Here is a 17,464-nt window from a genome sequence, read left to right as displayed (position 1 = left end):
GTCTTAGGATACCTATCTATATTTCGATGATTCTTCTTTTGACCGGAGATGACAGAACGATCGTCGTTGTCGTGATCCCGTAGGGCGTCAGGCGGTCGATCATCTGTTGGAGGTGCTCGACCGACGAGACGGCGACCTTCATAATGAACGAGTCGCCGCCGGTCCCGCGATGGCATTCGAGCACTTCGTTGGACTCTTGCGCGACCTCGATGATGTGGCTGTAATCGACGCCGGTTATGCTCATTCGCACAAATGCCGTGATCGGCAGCCCGACCTTCGCCGTATCGATCTCGGCGCGATAGCCGGTAATGATCCCGGCATCCTCGAGTTTTCGTACGCGCTCGATAACGGCCGGCGTGGTCAGCCCAACGCGACGGCCAAGTTCGGCGTAACTCGTCCGTGCATCCTGCTGTAATTCCTTTAGGATCTTGCGATCGATCTCGTCAACTATCATCGTCTCAGATCACTCCCGGCTTCGATGACCGAGCGGGCGTCACCAAAGAATATAAAGCATACCGCCAAAATTAACTAACAAAGTAAGGCGTGATACGGATAAATTTTGAGTTTCGCTATTCAAACTAATTATCCTTTCCATTAGAATAGTTTATTCGAAGATAACCCAACGTTCTTAAGCCGCATCGGACATATGAAAGGAGCCGCTCAAATGCTGACCGAAACCGCAACGCCGCCCACCAACGACGCCGATCTTGCGATCGAGAATTTCCAGGTCTCGGATGCCGATCTTCCTGAGTTCAGGGACATGAAGTTCGAGAACATAAACGAACTTCACCTCGATCATCCCGGTGCGAACGACCCCGAATATCGAGCGCGGCGAGACGTTATTGCCGGGTACGCAAAGAACTTTCGCGAGACCGGCGAGATCACAGATGTCGATTACAGCCCGCGTGAACAGCGTGTTTGGCGATATGTTGCAGAGGAACTCGAGGAACTGCAGCAGAAATACGCTTCGCCATTTTATTTGAGGGCAAAGAAAGATCTCGGCATCAGGACCGACCGCATCCCGCAGCTGTCGGAAATGAACCGGCGGTTGAAAGAACTTACGGGCTTTCGGCTTGCACCGATCGAGGGACTGGTCGAAACACGAGCTTTCCTTTCATGGCTGTCGTACAGGGTGATGCTATGCACGCAGTACATCCGCCATCACTCGCAGCCGGCGTACACGCCCGAACCAGATATCGTACACGAAGCGATCGGACACATACCGATGTTCACCAATCCGAATTTCGCAGATTTTTCACAGTTCATCGGCCACGGAGCAAGAATTGCGAACGACCGGCAGCTGGAAGAACTCGGCCGGCTTTATTGGTTCACGGTCGAATTCGGGATGGTCGAGCACGAAGGCGATATCAAGGCTTACGGCGCCGGATTGCTCTCGAGTTTTGGCGAGCTCGAACACGCGTTCAGTGACCAGGTCGAACGTCGTCCTTTCAACCTCGAACAGGTCATCGATCACGAGTACACCTACAGCGACATGCAGCCGGTGTTGTATGTCATCCCGTCGTACGCTGAGCTGAAAGAGGTGACGCGGAAATATATCGAAAGCTTCGGGTCGAAATAAATGATCGAGTATAAGGTGAACGAGCCGGTCGATGCGGCCGACGTGATCGAACTTTATCGCGACGCAGGACTGCAGAGGCCGATAGATGACGCAGGCAGGATCGCCAAAATGCTGGCGGGTTCGAACCTCGTCGTCAGCGCCTGGGAAGACGGCAAATTGGTCGGCATTTCACGTTCGATCACCGACGGCGCCTGGAGCACTTATCTCGCCGACCTTGCCGTCGCGACATCGCACCAGAAAGCAGGTGTCGGGCGCCGGCTGGTCGAGCTTACAAAAGAGGCCGCAGGCGAAGAATCGATGGTGCTGCTCCTTTCGGTCCCGACCGCGATGGAGTACTACCCAAAGATCGGTATGGAACGGCTCGACAACGCATTCATAATCTGGCGGAAGGGATGAGGCTTTCAGGAAAAAATGTTGTCTTATTGGACAACACGCGCAGCAATTTCGGTTGACTATTTATGCTGAAAAAGAACAGTCCAACGCCGCTTCCTGAATTGATAGTGACAGAATACGGAGTGCGAGGCACGACTAAAAGAGAAGAATTCGAACTGGGATATCAAGAGTTCAAACTCGGCGTGATGATCCAGGAGGCTCGGAAAGAGAAGGGCCTTACTCAACAGCAGCTCGCAGATAGGATCGGCGTCAATAAAGCGTACATTTCGCGAGTCGAAAACGATATAAAGGATGTTCGATACTCCACCCTGCGCAAGATCGTAACGGGCCTTGGCGGTGAGTTGGAACTGGCGATCAAGCTTTAGTTGCTTGTATAAGTATGTTTGGAGCGGCGGTCTACGACCAATGGGTAACAATGCTCGACGAGTTGATCGATCAAGTCGGCGAAGATGAGTCGCATCCGCTCGCCTCGATGATGGCGCTACTTTCGGCCCTTATCGAGAACTATGAGAACGCGAATGTGCCGGAAATGGATTTAGATAGGTAAGCATTGTTAATCTGGGTTTCTCGTCAAGAGAGCATAGCCACATCGTTCACGGCATGGTTTGGGTTCGGGAAATGGATCGCAGCCCGTTTAACGGGCTTACCGATGGCGACGGCCTAGGCCGAAAAGTGAAGGATGTCGAAACGCCCTTTGATCGATTGATAACAATAGCTAATTACTAGCCAAAGCAGGTTGCTATGCGCCCGTAACGCGGGAAGCCTACTGAACGAGACTGAAAATTCATGCGTTGTCTGAAACGAACAATATTGATCGCCGTTTGTTCGACGGTTTTGTCTCATACGTTCGCCGTTGCGCAGGTAAAGCAACCTTCAAAACTGTTTAGCGTTTTAGTCAACGAGAAAGTAGGTTTCATTGATACCGACGGCAAGATGGTGATTGCACCACAATTCCAAGGTGCAGGCGATTTTGTTGAAGGGCGAGCTTTCGTTGCGGTCAGTGGGGACAAATACAAACTAGGATATATAGATGAAGCCGGCTCTTTTATTGTTCCAGCCCAATTTGACGCTGCCCGAGATTTCTCTGAGGGGTTGGCGGCAGTGGGAATAGGAAATTTTGGAATTCACGGGGAGGGCAATCATAAATGGGGCTTCATTGACAGGGATGGTCGGTTTGCCATTGAACCAAAGTTTAAGGAAGTTAAGGCCTTCTCAGAGGACTTAGCGGCCGTAATGAATGAGCACGGCAAATGGGGATTTATAGACCGGAACGGCAAATTGGCTATTCCTTATAATTTTGATGACGCTTTCAGTTATTCCGAAGGGCTCGCTTGCGTGATGATCAATGGATTATTCGGATTCATTGACAAATCCGGTAACGTTGTTATTGAGCCGCGCTACCTCCTCCCGTCCAAATTCAAGGAAGGTCTGGCACCCGTGAAAACCGGCAAGTTTAATGAGAAACCATACAGGTTCTACGGTACTTACATAGCCCCGGAAGGTCAATTCGCATTTATTGACATGTCTGGTAAAGCGGCCTTTACCCTCGGCACGGAAGTGAAAAGGGTAAATAGTTTCTCGGAAGGTCTTGCATTAGTTGCAGTAGCAACGAAACATGGGTTTCCCTTTTATGGCTATATCGATCGGGCCGGGAAGATGGCTATCGAACCGAAATACTTCGGATTTGCTCTAGACTTTTCAGAAGGGCTCGCATTGATAAGTGTTAAAGACAAGATAGGTTTCATAGATAAAACCGGAAAGATAGTGATCAAGCCCGAATTCTCTTATGGAACGAGTTTCCGAAATGGACTAGCTGCAGTGGAAAAGGGCAAGACCGCAGCAGACTTTAAGGCACCGAATCTATACATTGATAGATCTGGAACTATTATTTGGCGGTTAAGGAAATAGGCGACCATGACAGATCAAAAAAATCCTTTAGGACTAAAGAAAATACATCACGTTGAGTTTTTTGAAGCATCTCGTCGCTATGTGGCTTTTCGCCGGGCGGGCAAAGGACTACCAGAAGATTGCGATGTTCGTGGATGCAGGCATTCTCGATAACGAGAGACTTGCAAATATTCTGGCGAGACATGAATTGCTGGTAAAATGGGAATCAGAGAAGTGGAGGTTTACAAATGGATAGCGATAGCGAGATCGCAGAACTTACCAAACGCATAGAGATATCGCGATCCCTTCTGAGGTCCTTATCACCAGAGGCCAAGATCGTCCGGCTTATGAATTTGCAGGAACAATATTACGAAATGCTGGCGGTCCATGAGGCGAACGGTGGGAAGCCGATTCCTGCAAAATGGAAGAAATGGCATGCGGCACGGCATCCTTAATTGAAAGGTTTTTATGACAGAAACGAAAAATCCATTAGGACTAAAGAAGATATATCACGTTGAGTTTTACGTTGGGAATGCGAAGCAGGCGGAGTTTTATTACCGCAAGGCATTCGGGTTTTCGCGGCATGCTTATCGCGGGCTTGAGACGGGGAACCGCGACGTAACTAGCTATGTGATGCGGCAGAACCGCGTAAATTTCGTCCTTACGACGCCGATGGGGCCGGAGCATCCGGCGGCCGAGCATATCAAGAAACACGGCGACGGCGTCCGCGATATCGCGTTCCAGGTCGAGGACGCCGACCATGCTTTTAACGAAGCCGTGAAACGCGGTGCGACACCGGTCACTGAGCCTCGTGACATGACCGATGAAAGCGGCAGCGTTCGCCACGCAGCGATCGCCACCTACGGCGATACGATCCACTCTTTCGTCTCGTACAACACAAATAACGGCCACAACTATTCAGGGCCGTTCCTGCCCGGTTTCATCTCGCAGGAGGTTGCAGGCGACGAGGTCGGCATTCAGCTTGTCGATCACATCGTCGGCAACGTCGAACTCGGCAAGATGAACTATTGGTGCGATTTCTATCGCGATGTTTTGGGGTTTTTCCGCTACATCACATTCGACGATAAGGACATCTCGACCGAATATTCAGCGCTGATGTCGATCGTGATGTCGGACGGCGGGCACAACATCAAATTCCCGATCAACGAGCCCGCCGAAGGCAAAGGCGGTAAGTCGCAGATCCAGGAATATATCGATTTTTACCGTTCGGCCGGCGCGCAGCACGTCGCACTGCTCTGCAAGGACATTCTTAATACGGTCGCCAAGCTGCAGGAGAACGGCGTCGAGTTTCTTAGGGTTCCCGACACATATTACGACGAGATCCCGGCCCGCGTCGGCGAGATCGACGAAAGCATCGAAGACCTGAAACGCCTTGGCATCCTCGTCGATCGCGACGATGAAGGCTACCTGCTGCAGATCTTTACCAAACCGGTCGAAGACCGCCCGACCGTCTTCTACGAGATCCTGCAACGCAAGGGCTGCAAGGGCTTCGGAAAAGGTAATTTCAAAGCGTTGTTCGTTTCGATCGAGGAAGAACAGCGAAGGCGGGGAAATCTTTAAGGGCTCGGATGATGAGAAATGGATGTTCGACCTGCGTTGCGATCGGAGATTGACGCGATTGCTCGGCTCTGGCATGACAGTTGGCAGGAAGCTCATTCCGAGATCCTGCCGGAGGGCCATGCCCAATTCTGGACGCTAGCTACATTTGAAAAGGTACTGTGTTCTGATATTACGAAAGTTCACGTCGTCGGCCCGATTGGGAAACCGCTCGGACTTAGTATTGTAAAGGATGACGAACTCAATCAGATTCATGTCAACAAAGAATCTCGCGGCACCGGTGTGGCAAAGGCGCTAATCGATGATGCGGAACGGCGAATATCGAGAGCCGGAAACCGGATTGCCTGGCTTGCGTGCGGCATTGGCAATTCGAGGGCCGCAAGGTTCTACGAAAAGTGCGGATGGCATCTCGCAAGTGTATTTACGCACGAGTTAAAGACGCCCGCCGGCAGTTTTCAACTGGATGTCTGGCGCTTTGAAAAGCAACTCCTCTCGGACGAGCAAGGTCCGTCGTGAATGTTAGCGAGAATGAAAACGCGGATCGGTATCGCCGTCAATAGGGCGGAAAAGAATCGATTGAGAGACCTTTTGACCGTTTTTGCGAAGGCCTTCGAGGATCAAGAACATTATCAATCGGCGGTACCTTCAGATGGGTATCTGAAAAAGCTTCTTGCTCGTGAGGATTTCATTCCGCTGGTGGCTGTGGCGGACGGGAAGGTTGTCGGTGGGTTGGTCGCGTATGTGCTGCAGAAGTTCGAGCAGGAGCGAAGCGAGATATATATTTACGATCTTGCTGTTCTTGAAGAATATCGCCGGCAAGGCATCGCCACCGGGTTGATAAACAAGCTGCGCGAGATGGCCCGCGAGATCGGGGCGTACGTTATCTATGTGCAGGCAGATCACGGCGACGACCCGGCGATCAAGCTGTACGAATCGCTCGGAACGCGCGAAGATGTTCTGCATTTCGACATCGAACCCTGATGATAATTCGTCGCTATAAGCCGTCCGATATCGAAGCCGTCGTAGCGATCTTTCGGTCGAACATCGGCAAGTATTTTGTCGAAGCCGAAGAGAAAGAACTGCGTGAATTTCTTGAGGCGTTTTCTGACGATTATTTTGTCATCGAGATCATTGATGAGGTCGTTGCGGCGGGCGGGATCGCACTAAACGAGGACGAGACCATCTCGCTGTGTTGGGGAATGGTAAGGACCGACCTGATCGGAACCGGTCTAGGGAAGAAGCTGACCCTGTTCCGAATGGAGAAAGGCCGCGAGAAATGGGGCGACCGGCCCTTTGTTACAAGCACCTCTCACCATACCGAAGGGTTCTACAAGAAACTCGGCTTTGAGACAGTCGAACACACGCCGGACGGCTTCGGCCCGGGAATAGATATCTGCAAGATGCGGCTGGCGCTTCCGGAATAGCGAATGATGAACGGCTAACTCATCCCGATATCCATTGACCGAAGCTTCGGGATGCCGATAGACTGTGGTGGAACCTTATTCAGACGTCGTCAGCTAGAATCAGCTTTCGCATTTGCACGCCGAAAGGAGGCGAACGATGATCATATATGCTACCTATTTCGCATCGATCCCATTTATTGCTTCATTATTTGCGGTCGGCTGTGGTGCTCAGACCCCGGTAGTTAGTGAGGATCGCGTTGTACGTCAAACCGGCTCCGTAAACGCTATTTCGAACATGACCGTGCGGCGATCTGTCCATACAGCGACGCTTCTTCTCGATGGAAAGGTGTTGATCGCGGGAGGCTATATCGGCGGCGATGGTAACATCGCAAGCGCAGAACTGTTCGACCCGGCGACCAGCAACTTTGTGGCAGTAGGAAGCATGAGCACGGCCCGGTCAAGCCATTCAGCGACGTTGCTGCCTGACGGAAAAGTGCTGGTGTCTGGCGGGTTCAATGGCGAATATCTTGACACGACCGAAATATACGACCCCTCGACAAAACAATTCTCGACAGGACCACGAATGACATCGCCGCGAAGCGGGCATATCGCTACCGCATTCAAAGATGGCACTGTACTTTTCGCGGGCGGGGTTGGAACTGGTTGGACATTTCTTAAGAGTGCAGAAATTTATGATCCGTTAACGAAACGATTTACGGCGGTGAGCGATATGTCGGTGCCCAGAGAATCGCACACGGCGACCTTACTCAATGACGGACGCATATTGATCGCCGGCGGGCATAGTGGACGACGTTCGCAGATCGTTATCTTCAACAGTACAGAGATCTACGATCCGCTAACACGCCGTTTCACCGAAGCTAGCGGGCTCACCATCATGCGGCATAAGCACGAGGCGATCCGCCTGATCGACGGACGCGTTTTGATACTCGGCGGCTCCGACGAGCAGGACGGGGACGGCGCGTACAACAACGCCGAAGTCTACAACCCGGCGGATGGAAAGTTCACAGTTGTTAAGAACAATATGAACGCTTCGCGATATAAGCTGCAGGGTACGGCCGTGTTGCTTCCAAATGGGAAGGTGCTCGTAGCGGGCGGTGCGAATCGTGCGGAAGTGTTCGACCCCAAAACGAACAGTTTTTCATTGACTGAGGGTGACATGGGCACCACCCGGCTTTTCGCAACAGCAACCCTTTTAGGAAACGGAACAGTTCTTATAACGGGTGGTTATCGCGATGGACGCAATATTAGCGATGGAGCTTGGATCTATCGGACTTAAACGAAACGGGCTTGGAGCGTGCATAGAAAAGAATGAACCCTAAGTATCAAACAGGCTTTGGGAATGAGTTTGCGACCGAGGCGGTTGCGGGTGCGTTGCCGGTCGGCCGAAATTCGCCGCAGAAGGCACCGCTTGGGCTTTATGCAGAACAGCTTTCGGGAACGGCGTTCACGGTTCCGCGGTCGGGCAATAAGCGTACGTGGACGTACCGCATCAGGCCCAGCGTAATGCATCGGCCGTTTGAGCGGATCGACAATTTCCGTTGGCAAAGCAAACCGGACGATATCGACGTTACGCCAAATCAGCTTCGTTGGGATCCGCTTCCGATCCCCACCGAACCAACCGATTTTATTGACGGCATGACGACAATTGCCCTGAACGGCGATCTGTTCTCGCAGGCCGGGATCGGTATTCACATCTATCGCTGTAATCAAGGCATGGGCGGCCGATATTTCTACAATGCCGACGGCGAGATGCTGATCGTGCCCGAGATGGGACGGCTCGGGTTCTTGACCGAGCTTGGCGCGATCCAGGCCGGGCCCGGCGAGGTCGTCGTGATACCGCGTGGTGTGAGATTCAAGGTCGAGCCGCACCCCGATGACAAACAATGCCGCGGATACATCTGCGAAAATTACGGCGCGCAGTTTCGTCTGCCTGATCTTGGGCCGATCGGGGCGAATGGATTGGCGAATCCGCGCGATTTTGAAACGCCGGTGGCGTGGTACGAGGACGTCGAGGGAGAATTTGAGCAGGTCGCGAAATTCGGCGGCAATTTGTGGCGGTGCGAGATCGATCATTCGCCGCTCGATGTCGTTGCCTGGCATGGCAACTACGCGCCTTATAAATACGACCTGCGCCGGTTCAACACGATAGGATCGATCTCGTTCGATCATCCTGATCCGAGCATCTTCACCGTCCTGACGTCGCCATCGGGCGAAACGGGCGTTGCGAATTGTGACTTTGTTATTTTTCCCGACCGCTGGCTTGTCGGCGAAGACACGTTCCGCCCGCCCTGGTATCACCGCAACACGATGAGCGAATACATGGGCCTCATCTACGGCAAGTACGACGCAAAAGAAGAAGGCTTCGTGCCGGGCGGCGGATCGCTGCACAATCAGATGTCCGCCCACGGCCCCGACCTCGATGCCTTCGAAAAGGCCTCGAATGCCGAGCTGAAGCCACAGAAGCTTTCCGGTACGATGGCCTTTATGTTCGAATCGCGCTACGTCATCCGCCCGACGAAATTCGCCATGGAATGCTCGGAACTGCAGCACAACTACAGTGATGTTTGGCAGAGGTTGACGAAGAATTTTCAGGCATAGCTACAAAACAGGCGGAACAGGATAAGAATAATGGGTCGAAACCGATTAGAGGCGTTCAGCGACGGAGTGCTCGCGATAATCATCACGATCATGGTTCTCGAACTAAAGGTCCCGCACGACCCATCGTTCGAGGCGTTGCGGCCCCTCCTCCCCGTTTTCCTGAGCTATGTTCTTAGCTTTGTTTACCTCGGTATATATTGGAACAATCATCATCACATGCTGCACACCGTGAAGCATGTTTCTGCCGGCATGTTGTGGGCGAATCTTCACCTGCTGTTTTGGCTTTCGTTGTTCCCGTTCGTCACCGGATGGATGGGCGAAAATCATTTCGAAGCAGCACCTACGGCACTCTACGGTTTGATAATGCTGATGGCGGCTGTCGCTTACTATGTCCTGCAGCAGCGAATTATCGCGGGCCAGGGCGAAGACTCTCTGCTTGCAAGCGCAGTGGGCCGCGATCGAAAAGGAAAGCTCTCGCCCATTCTGTATGTCGTCGCGATCTTAAGTACATTCGTCGAGCATCGTGTCGCGTGGGCGATCTATGTTCTAGTAGCCATTATCTGGTTGATACCGGACCGGCGGATCGAGCGCATCCTGCGGCACTCGGGAGACTGAACCCATTTGCGAAAATACGAACTTCAATTTCCGGCAACGCCTGATAAAGGGGAAGTTTCAGCGATCGGGATGCGGCCCGACGGAGCGACGCACCTTTTGGTACTTGGTCACGGCGCGAGTACGAATATGCGTCACGCCACGATGCAGAGCATTGCGGACGCGCTCGCTCAACAGAAGATCGCCACGTTTCGGTATAATTTTCCTTATTCGGAAAAAGGCGGCGGCCGCGACTCACAGGCGGTTTGTGTCCAAACGATAAGAAACGCGGTTAAGGCTGCAAAGGAAGCAGCCCCCGATCTCATCCTGCTTGCCGGCGGCCATTCGTTCGGCGGGCGGATGACGACGACCGCGCAGTCTGAGGAGCCGCTTGAAAATGTGAAGGGCCTTGTGCTGTTCTCATTCCCATTGCATCTTCCGGGACGACCCGACACGAAGCGCGCCGAACACCTCGCGAGCGTAAAGATCCCGATGCTGTTTCTTTCCGGAACGCGGGATGAGCTTGCCACGCTCGATCTGCTTGAGCCAACGATCGAGAAGCTTCGAAAGCGCGCAACGCTACACAAGATCGACACCGCAAATCACAGCTACAAGATATTGAAGAAGATGCGAGCGTCGGACGAAGATGTGTTCGCTGAGATGGCGAGGGTTCTCAAAGAATGGATCGCCAAACAGGGGATCTAGGAGACATCCGATGTTATGCCCGTCGATCTTTTCGTAACCGTCATCTATCAGATCACCGACGTCCTCATCCGCAGGGAATTGTTTTTACGGCAGAAAGACCGAACCTTTTCAAACAGGTTGGTTCTCGTATATTATCGACGGTCAGTCAGAAGGTAAAAGCATATGAAAGCACATTCGCGCAATGTTCTGCCGGGCTTGCTGTTCGGTTTGTTGACCGTTTTTTCGGCCGCGGCTCAGCATCACGGGCCCGAATCGGGGCGTTCGAACGGTCCGGTCGACCTTGGAAAGATCGATTTTCCGACGTCGGGCCCCGCAGAAGCGCAGAAACATTTCATCGAAGGCGTACTGCTCCTGCACAGTTTTGAGTACGGCCGAGCTCGACGAGCTTTTCAGGAAGCATCGCGGCTCGCCCCCGATTTTGCGCTTGCTTATTGGGGCGAAGCGATGACGCACGACCATCGCATCTGGGGTGAACAGGATCAAAAAGCGGCGCTCGATGCGCTTGCCAAACTCGCCGCAACGCCCGCAGAACGTCGAGCCAAAGCGCCGACGACGCGCGAAAAGCTCTATCTTGATGCGGTCGAACAGTTGTTCGATGACGGCGACGAAAAAGAGATCGCTCAGAATTATTCGAACGCTCTGGCCGAGCTGACACGCCGCTTTCCCGAAGATCTGGAGGCCCAGGCGTTTTATTCGCTTTCGATCCTCGGCTTGACCGGCACGACGCGAAACACTGAAAACTATATGCGGGCGGCGGCCATCGCAGAAAGCATATACGAGAAAAATCCTCGTCATCCCGGAGCTCTTCATTACCTGATCCATGCTTACGACGATCCGATCCACGCCCCGCTCGGGCTTCGAGCGGCTCGTCTTTACGGAACGGTGGCAAGAAGCGCCTCGCATGCACAGCATATGCCTTCGCACATCTTCTTTGCTCTGGGCATGTGGGAAGATTCGATCGCCGCAAATACCGCATCGATGAAGACGGCACGCGACGCGGGCACGGGCGGCTATCATCCGCTGCATTGGCTGGTCCATGCATATCCGCAGATCGGCAAGGATGAGGAGGCCTTTAAGCTGCTCGCGGTCGTCGAAGCCGACATGAGGACGAACGCAACGCCATATGCCCGAACTCATCTGGCGATGTGCCGGGCGACATTGCTTGTCGAGACTCGCGGCAGCGGTCCTGCCTCGTTATTGGAGCCGGTCGACTCAGCCGGCATTACGATGCTCAGTACTTTCGCCGGGCATGATCTGGCGATCGGGCTTGAGTATGTGCGGCGAAAAGATCTCGAAGCCGCAAAGCGATCTCTTGCGACGCTGCGAAACAGAAGTGCGGGCAAGCAACGGACAGAGAGCAACACTGACGTGGTCTCGCGGTATTCGACGGTCTCGCAAAGCGATCTTGATACGACCGCAGTAATGGAACAGGTCCTTGACGCGGCTATCCGGTATGCTTCGGGTGAGCGCGAAGCGGCGATCGCCAAAATACTCGCGGCTGCCGAGGCCGAGGACAGACTCGTTTTCGAATACGGCCCGCCGGCGATCCCGAAACCCGCATGGGAAGCCGCCGGTGAAATGCTTCTCGAAGCCGGCAGAAAGAACGAGGCTGCTGATGCTTTCCGTCGTGCTCTAAAGCGGTATCCAAATCGAAGACTATCGAACGAAGGCCTGCGAAACGCCTTGGGAAAATGATATGTGTCGAAACATCAAGACGCTTTTCAATTTCGACCCGCCCGCGACGACCGATGAGGTCAATGCGTCGGCGTTGCAGTTCGTCAGAAAGCTCTCCGGATTCAACAAGCCGTCAAAGGCGAACGAAGAAGCGTTTCAACTCGCCGTCGAACGGGTCGCCGCTGCCGCCCAGGAAATGTTGAATTCTCTGGTCACGAATTCGCCGCCGCGTGATCGCGAGATCGAAGCGGCGCGGGCCCGTGAACGCGGCAACCAGCGATTCGGGCGGGCATAATGGCCGCAGGCCGTTTTCGCGAAACATTTTTCCTTCCGCTTTCGTTGAAATTCCAAATGCAATGGAAATAGAAGTGATGCTAGAGCGTATCAGCCGCGGCCGGACCGACCTTGTCTTCGAACTGCTCGGCTCGCCTGGCTGGAAGGACATTATCCGCGAGGGCGACACAAATCCCTTGCAGTGGTTCGTTTACTACAACGACGTCACCGCTCTCAAGGCCATATTGAACGCAGGCGGCGATCTCGAAAGCCTTGATCTCGGTCAGGAACTTGGCAACGCCGCATTCTTCGGCCATTGGAAGGTCGCCGACTTTCTGATCGAGCACGGCGCCGATGTGAATTGGCACGTGCCGGAGACGGGCGAGACGCCGCTACACAGCGCGCTCTGCAAGGCCGGCCGGCCGCAGTATTTATACGTACTGAAGGTCCTGGTCGAAAACGGCGCGAATGTCAACGCCCGGACAATTCCCGGACGAGAGACCGGTGGCTTCATGCGCGACGTCCGAACAAAAGGCGAGACCCCGCTTCATCGTGCGGCTGCGTACGGCGACGAAGCGATGATATCGTATCTGCTAGAGAATGGAGCCGAAAAGGAGGCTCGTGACGCGAATGGCGATTCGCCGCTGACATGGGCAAGCGAACACCTTCGGCCGGGAGCGATCCTTCAACTATTGGCATTCCCTCCGCACAATATCAGCGACGCACACGTCACAAGGATAACGTCCGATCACGGCAGCGGTTGGGGATACGGCATGGAACGCAATTTCCTCGGTGATTATCTTCCGGAATCTGTCGAACTGAAATAGAATCGGATGATATTCGTTTCGATCGGAGAAGCCTAATATGAGATCAACACAGCCGGGATCATTCCGGATCGGCATCGTGATATTGACGTTCGCTATCATCCTCGACGCATCGATCGGGGTGAGGGCTCAGACCAGCGATGGCGGAGCGCGACGCCCGAATTTTCCTGCAACGACCACTGAGGCTTTCGATGCCTCGACCGTTGCGTCCTATCGTGGTGACCATCCGAAGGCGTACGCGTATATCGACCAGAATCTGGCCAGACACATTGAGAATCTGCAGCGGTGGGTCCGCCAGCGTTCGATCAGCGCGCAGAACGACGGCGTTCAGCAAATGGCGGCGTTGTTGCGCGACGATCTGAAAGACCTTGGTTTTAAGGAGGCCGAGGTCGTCCCGACAAGCGGCCATCCCGGAGTTTGGGGGTATTACGATGCCGGCGCGGCAAAAACGCTGGCGGTCTATATGATGTACGACGTTCAGCCCGTCGAACCGACCGGCTGGCAGGTCGGGGCGTTCGACGGTTCGATCGTCGACCATCCGCTCGGCCGCGTTCTGATGGCGCGCGGCGCAACAAATCAGAAGGGCCCGCAGCGAGCATTCCTCAACGCCGTCGAAGCAATAATCAAGAGCGGCGAGCGAATGCCGGTCAACCTAATGGTGCTTGCCGAGGGTGAGGAAGAGCTCGGTTCACCGCATTATCCCGAGCTGATCGAAAAATATAAAGACAGGTTGAAGACGGCTGACGGCGTGCTTTTTCCGATGAACGGACAGGGCGGCGACGGCTCGGTGAATATGACCCTTGGTGTGAAGGGCATTGTCTATTTCGAGCTCGAGGCGCGCGGAAACGCCGCCGGCGGTCCGAAGACGGCAGAGATCCATGGTTCGCTGAAAGCCGTCTCAGATTCGCCCGCGTGGAGGCTTACGCAGGCTCTCGCCGCGCTGACGTCGCCGGACGGCAACACCATTGTCGTTCCGGGCTATTACGATAAGATCCGAAAACCATCGGGCGAAGAGGAGCGGCTCGTGAACGGGATGCTCACGTCATGGAAAGCGCGCGAGGCGATGATGCGTCAGGGCCTCGGGATCGATCGTTGGGCCGACGGTCTTTCCGGCCGCGACTCGCTGATGCGATATCTTTTTGACACGACCCTGAACATCAACGGGATGTGGACCGGCTATACCGGGCCGGGTGTGAAAACGATACTTCCGCATATTGCGACCGCAAAGGTCGATTCCCGCCTGGTTCCGGATCAAACGCCCGACGAAGCCTTGCGGCTTATTCGCACACATCTCGACAAAAGCGGGTTTTCAGACATCATTATCCGAAAGATGAGCGGTTATCCGCCCGCACAAACGTCGGTCGACGCTCCTTTGGTCCGGTCGATGATAGGCACTTACAATAAATACGGCTTGACGCCGAGTGTCGCACCGCGGCTGGGCGGCAGCGCACCCTATTACGTATTTACCGACACATTGAAACTGCCGCTCGTTGCCGGAGGCCTTGGCCACGGTTCGGGTGCTCACGCCCCGAATGAATACATGGTGATTGAGCCGAGATCGGGCTCAAAAGTGGCGGGCATTGCCCAGATCGAGAAGTTCTACGTTGATATGCTGTTCGCCCTGTCGGCAGCCAAATAAATAGAATCGTTCATGGCGATCGAGATACAGGGAATGACACCGCTGATACAGGTATTCAGCATGCCGCGAGCGTTGGCTTTTTATCGCGACACGATCGGATTTGTGGTTATTTCGGATTCGGGCGGTGGTGACAATGCGAGTTGGGTCTGGCTTCGGCTCGGCGAAACGGATCTGATGCTCAATGACCAATATGAGCCTGGAACCGGGCCAGACGCCCCTCCGGCTGCCCGATCTGAGTGGCATGGTGACACATGTCTTTATTTCAATTGTCCTGACGTCGACGGCGCTTATGAATTTCTGACATCCCGCGGCCTAAAGCCCAGGCCTCCGATCGTCACCGATTACGGCGCCCGGCAGGTTTACATAAACGATCCCGACGGATACAACCTTTGCTTTCAATGGACGGCTTGAAATCGGTCGATCGACAAGCGAGCTCGGAACGTGTGGTTGAAAAATAGACAAACTCCATGAACTTTCGCGAAGAGCTCAAGTGGGTCGTGCCTTTGGTCGTCGTATGCTTTCTGGTCTTCGCGAACACGCTGAGCGGTGATTTTGTATACGACGATCTTAGGCAGATACTCCGCAATCCGCTGATACAGGACAACGCACTGATCTGGAAAGCTCTGACGTCAGACGTCTGGGCGTTCAAGGGCGACGGTTCGCTCGTTGCCAGTAACTATTGGCGGCCGACATTCACGCTTTTTCATATCGTCAATTTCCGCCTATTCGGCTCAGATCCGCAAGGCTGGCACGCCGCCAATATCGCCCTGCATACCCTGGTTTGTTCGCTGGCGTTCGGCTTGCTCCGCCAGTCGGGGGTTAAAGCCGCGATCGCATTCACGACGGTCTTGATATTTGCCGTGCATCCCGTCCATGTCGAATCGGTCGCGTGGATCTCGGGCTCGCCCGACCTGCTTTTCGCTGCCGCCTTTCTCGGTTCGCTTTGGTTCGCTAGTTCATTCTCATCGAACGGTCGCAGGGTTTTCTTGATCGCCGCACTTCTGCTCTACGCTGTTGCTCTCGGCGCGAAGGAGATCGGCGTTCTGTGTTTGCCGCTCTACTACCTTGTGCTTTCGAAGGAGAGTGAGACGAGAACGGACAAGCGTCCGCTAATCGCATTCGGAGCGATCGCCGCGGCTTATTTCGTATTGCGGTGGATCGTTCTCGGAGCCTTGTCGCGGCCGCCCGAGGATGCTGTCGGCTTCAGCTCCGCCATACTCAGCGTCCCCTCGATATTCGTTTTCTATTTGCGCCAGGTGTTCTTTCCGTATTGGCTCGGAGCGAATTATCCGCTCGAACCTGTTTCTACTATCGGAGCACAGGAATTCTTGCTGCCGTTGGCGATCGCCGCTGTCGTGCTCGTTGCGATACTGTTCCTCGCAAAAAGATCGCGGGTCGGGCAGTTCGCTGCCGCCTTGTTCCTTTTGCCTCTGATCCCGGCGATGAATGCTACGGCGTTCATTCCCGATCAGATCGTTCATGACCGTTACCTATATTTGCCGCTTTTAGGGATCGTTTTGCTTGTGCTGATCTCAGCGGCTAAATATGTCGAGGATCAGAATCTTGTCCTCGCCGGCATCGCGGTTGCTGCGATACTTTCGATTCAAACCGTGGCATATAATCGCGTATGGAATAGCGAATTCGCACTTTGGTCATGGACGGCGGCGATCGACGATTCGTCATTCACTTCGATGCAGTACGGCAGCACACTTGCCGAAACGGGCCGAAACGAAGAAGCGATCGCCGCTTTCACACGATCGATCGAAAAGCGTCCGTCGCCGAGGGCACATTTGGCGCGCGGAAGAACGCTTGCCGTCACAGGCCGCCCGGACGAGGCCGAACGCGATCTGTTGAGCGTCGTCGGACTTCCGGACGATCGTGTCGAAGCCTATGCGCTCTATCAAGCCTACGAAGCCCTCGGGATCGTTTATAGCGGCCGAGGCGATCAGGCCGCGGCCGAGAAGACCTTCCGAGATGCCCGAAACCGTCTGCCGATCTATGCCGCGTCGCTGACCGTAAACCTCGCAACGGTCCTATATCAGAGCGGACGAAAAGATGAAGCCCTTCGCGAACTGGAATCAGCGAAACAACAGGCACGGGTCGAATTGCTGCCCGAGGCGAAGACGTTGTTCCTGAGGCTCGGGATGCTAAACGCGGAACTTGGACGATCGGAAGAGGCTCGAGCCGCATTGCGGGAATATCTTTCGCTTACGGCATCGAACCAGGACCGCGCGATCGAAAACGACAGGCTGCAGGCGGCAAGGCTGCTGGAAAAGTTAAGATAGAGAAAAAGGAGCAG

At 54.2% G+C, this 17,464-nt stretch carries 22 protein-coding genes; 21 read left to right on the top strand and 1 reads right to left on the bottom strand.

All coding sequences use genetic code 11. From position 1 onward, the window contains the following. Nucleotides 1–16: 16 nt before the first annotated feature. Nucleotides 17–454 carry an Lrp/AsnC family transcriptional regulator gene (locus IPM28_11155; protein MBK9173536.1) on the bottom strand — a complete coding sequence of 146 codons (438 nt, stop codon included), beginning with the start codon at nt 452–454 and terminating at the stop codon, nt 17–19. Nucleotides 455–664: 210 nt separating this feature from the next. On the opposite strand from IPM28_11155, the gene IPM28_11150 reads away from it, so the two are divergent. The 21 genes from IPM28_11150 (at nt 665) to IPM28_11050 (ending at nt 17,450) form a co-directional block, all read left to right on the top strand. Continuing rightward, nucleotides 665–1,579 (top strand): phenylalanine 4-monooxygenase, encoded by a 915-nt coding sequence (locus IPM28_11150; GenBank protein MBK9173535.1) that lies wholly within the window; start codon nt 665–667, stop codon nt 1,577–1,579. Then, nucleotides 1,580–1,975, top strand: coding sequence for a GNAT family N-acetyltransferase (locus IPM28_11145; protein ID MBK9173534.1), 396 nt, complete (start codon nt 1,580–1,582; stop codon nt 1,973–1,975). 62 nt (nt 1,976–2,037) lie between these two features. Then, the gene (locus IPM28_11140) at nt 2,038–2,337 is read left to right on the top strand and encodes a helix-turn-helix transcriptional regulator (protein MBK9173533.1); all 300 of its coding nucleotides are present in this window, start codon (nt 2,038–2,040) and stop codon (nt 2,335–2,337) included. Nucleotides 2,338–2,351: 14 nt separating this feature from the next. Next, on the top strand, nt 2,352–2,519 hold the full coding sequence (locus tag IPM28_11135) for a hypothetical protein (protein ID MBK9173532.1): 168 nt from the start codon (nt 2,352–2,354) through the stop codon (nt 2,517–2,519). Between the two features lie 287 nt (nt 2,520–2,806). Next, complete coding sequence (locus tag IPM28_11130) at nt 2,807–3,880, top strand: WG repeat-containing protein (GenBank protein ID MBK9173531.1); 1,074 nt, start codon at nt 2,807–2,809, stop codon at nt 3,878–3,880. A 52-nt stretch (nt 3,881–3,932) separates the two neighbouring features. Continuing rightward, complete coding sequence (locus tag IPM28_11125) at nt 3,933–4,115, top strand: hypothetical protein (protein ID MBK9173530.1); 183 nt, start codon at nt 3,933–3,935, stop codon at nt 4,113–4,115. Next, entirely contained in the window at nt 4,108–4,314 is a 207-nt protein-coding gene (locus tag IPM28_11120) for a hypothetical protein (GenBank protein ID MBK9173529.1), read from the top strand. The genes IPM28_11125 and IPM28_11120 overlap by 8 nt, the downstream gene beginning before the upstream one ends. Nucleotides 4,315–4,327: 13 nt before the next feature. Beyond that, the gene (gene hppD / locus IPM28_11115; protein MBK9173528.1) at nt 4,328–5,440 is read left to right on the top strand and encodes a 4-hydroxyphenylpyruvate dioxygenase; all 1,113 of its coding nucleotides are present in this window, start codon (nt 4,328–4,330) and stop codon (nt 5,438–5,440) included. 18 nt (nt 5,441–5,458) lie between these two features. Continuing rightward, complete coding sequence (locus IPM28_11110) at nt 5,459–5,953, top strand: GNAT family N-acetyltransferase (protein ID MBK9173527.1); 495 nt, start codon at nt 5,459–5,461, stop codon at nt 5,951–5,953. 12 nt (nt 5,954–5,965) lie between these two features. Next, nucleotides 5,966–6,418: an AAC(3)-I family aminoglycoside N-acetyltransferase gene (gene aac(3)-I / locus IPM28_11105; GenBank protein MBK9173526.1), complete on the top strand. Its 453-nt coding sequence runs from the start codon at nt 5,966–5,968 to the stop codon at nt 6,416–6,418. After that, the gene (locus IPM28_11100) at nt 6,418–6,861 is read left to right on the top strand and encodes a GNAT family N-acetyltransferase (protein MBK9173525.1); all 444 of its coding nucleotides are present in this window, start codon (nt 6,418–6,420) and stop codon (nt 6,859–6,861) included. Before aac(3)-I ends, IPM28_11100 begins: the two co-directional genes overlap by 1 nt. Before the next feature lie 136 nt (nt 6,862–6,997). Further along, a complete protein-coding gene (locus tag IPM28_11095; protein MBK9173524.1) occupies nt 6,998–8,137 on the top strand; it encodes a hypothetical protein in 1,140 nt (379 codons plus the stop codon). A 32-nt stretch (nt 8,138–8,169) separates the two neighbouring features. Continuing rightward, entirely contained in the window at nt 8,170–9,459 is a 1,290-nt protein-coding gene (locus tag IPM28_11090) for a homogentisate 1,2-dioxygenase (GenBank protein ID MBK9173523.1), read from the top strand. 30 nt (nt 9,460–9,489) lie between these two features. After that, nucleotides 9,490–10,074, top strand: coding sequence for a DUF1211 domain-containing protein (locus IPM28_11085; protein MBK9173522.1), 585 nt, complete (start codon nt 9,490–9,492; stop codon nt 10,072–10,074). A gap of 6 nt (nt 10,075–10,080) precedes the next feature. Further along, a complete protein-coding gene (locus IPM28_11080; GenBank protein MBK9173521.1) occupies nt 10,081–10,755 on the top strand; it encodes a dienelactone hydrolase family protein in 675 nt (224 codons plus the stop codon). 162 nt (nt 10,756–10,917) lie between these two features. Beyond that, complete coding sequence (locus IPM28_11075; GenBank protein MBK9173520.1) at nt 10,918–12,450, top strand: hypothetical protein; 1,533 nt, start codon at nt 10,918–10,920, stop codon at nt 12,448–12,450. Nucleotide 12,451: 1 nt separating this feature from the next. Further along, nucleotides 12,452–12,724, top strand: a complete 273-nt coding sequence (locus IPM28_11070) for a DUF2277 domain-containing protein (GenBank protein MBK9173519.1) — start codon at nt 12,452–12,454, stop codon at nt 12,722–12,724. Between the two features lie 61 nt (nt 12,725–12,785). Next, a complete protein-coding gene (locus IPM28_11065) occupies nt 12,786–13,529 on the top strand; it encodes an ankyrin repeat domain-containing protein (GenBank protein ID MBK9173518.1) in 744 nt (247 codons plus the stop codon). Between the two features lie 37 nt (nt 13,530–13,566). Then, nucleotides 13,567–15,165 carry a M20/M25/M40 family metallo-hydrolase gene (locus IPM28_11060; GenBank protein ID MBK9173517.1) on the top strand — a complete coding sequence of 533 codons (1,599 nt, stop codon included), beginning with the start codon at nt 13,567–13,569 and terminating at the stop codon, nt 15,163–15,165. Nucleotides 15,166–15,177: 12 nt separating this feature from the next. After that, on the top strand, nt 15,178–15,576 hold the full coding sequence (locus IPM28_11055; protein ID MBK9173516.1) for a VOC family protein: 399 nt from the start codon (nt 15,178–15,180) through the stop codon (nt 15,574–15,576). 56 nt (nt 15,577–15,632) lie between these two features. Then, complete coding sequence (locus IPM28_11050) at nt 15,633–17,450, top strand: tetratricopeptide repeat protein (protein MBK9173515.1); 1,818 nt, start codon at nt 15,633–15,635, stop codon at nt 17,448–17,450. Nucleotides 17,451–17,464 lie beyond the last annotated feature (14 nt).

Origin of the sequence: Chloracidobacterium sp. (assembly GCA_016716305.1) — a bacterium.
Lineage (GTDB): Bacteria > Acidobacteriota > Blastocatellia > Pyrinomonadales > Pyrinomonadaceae > OLB17.
Note: the sequence above shows the minus strand (reverse complement) of the source record. Positions and strands in the feature narration are given on the sequence as shown.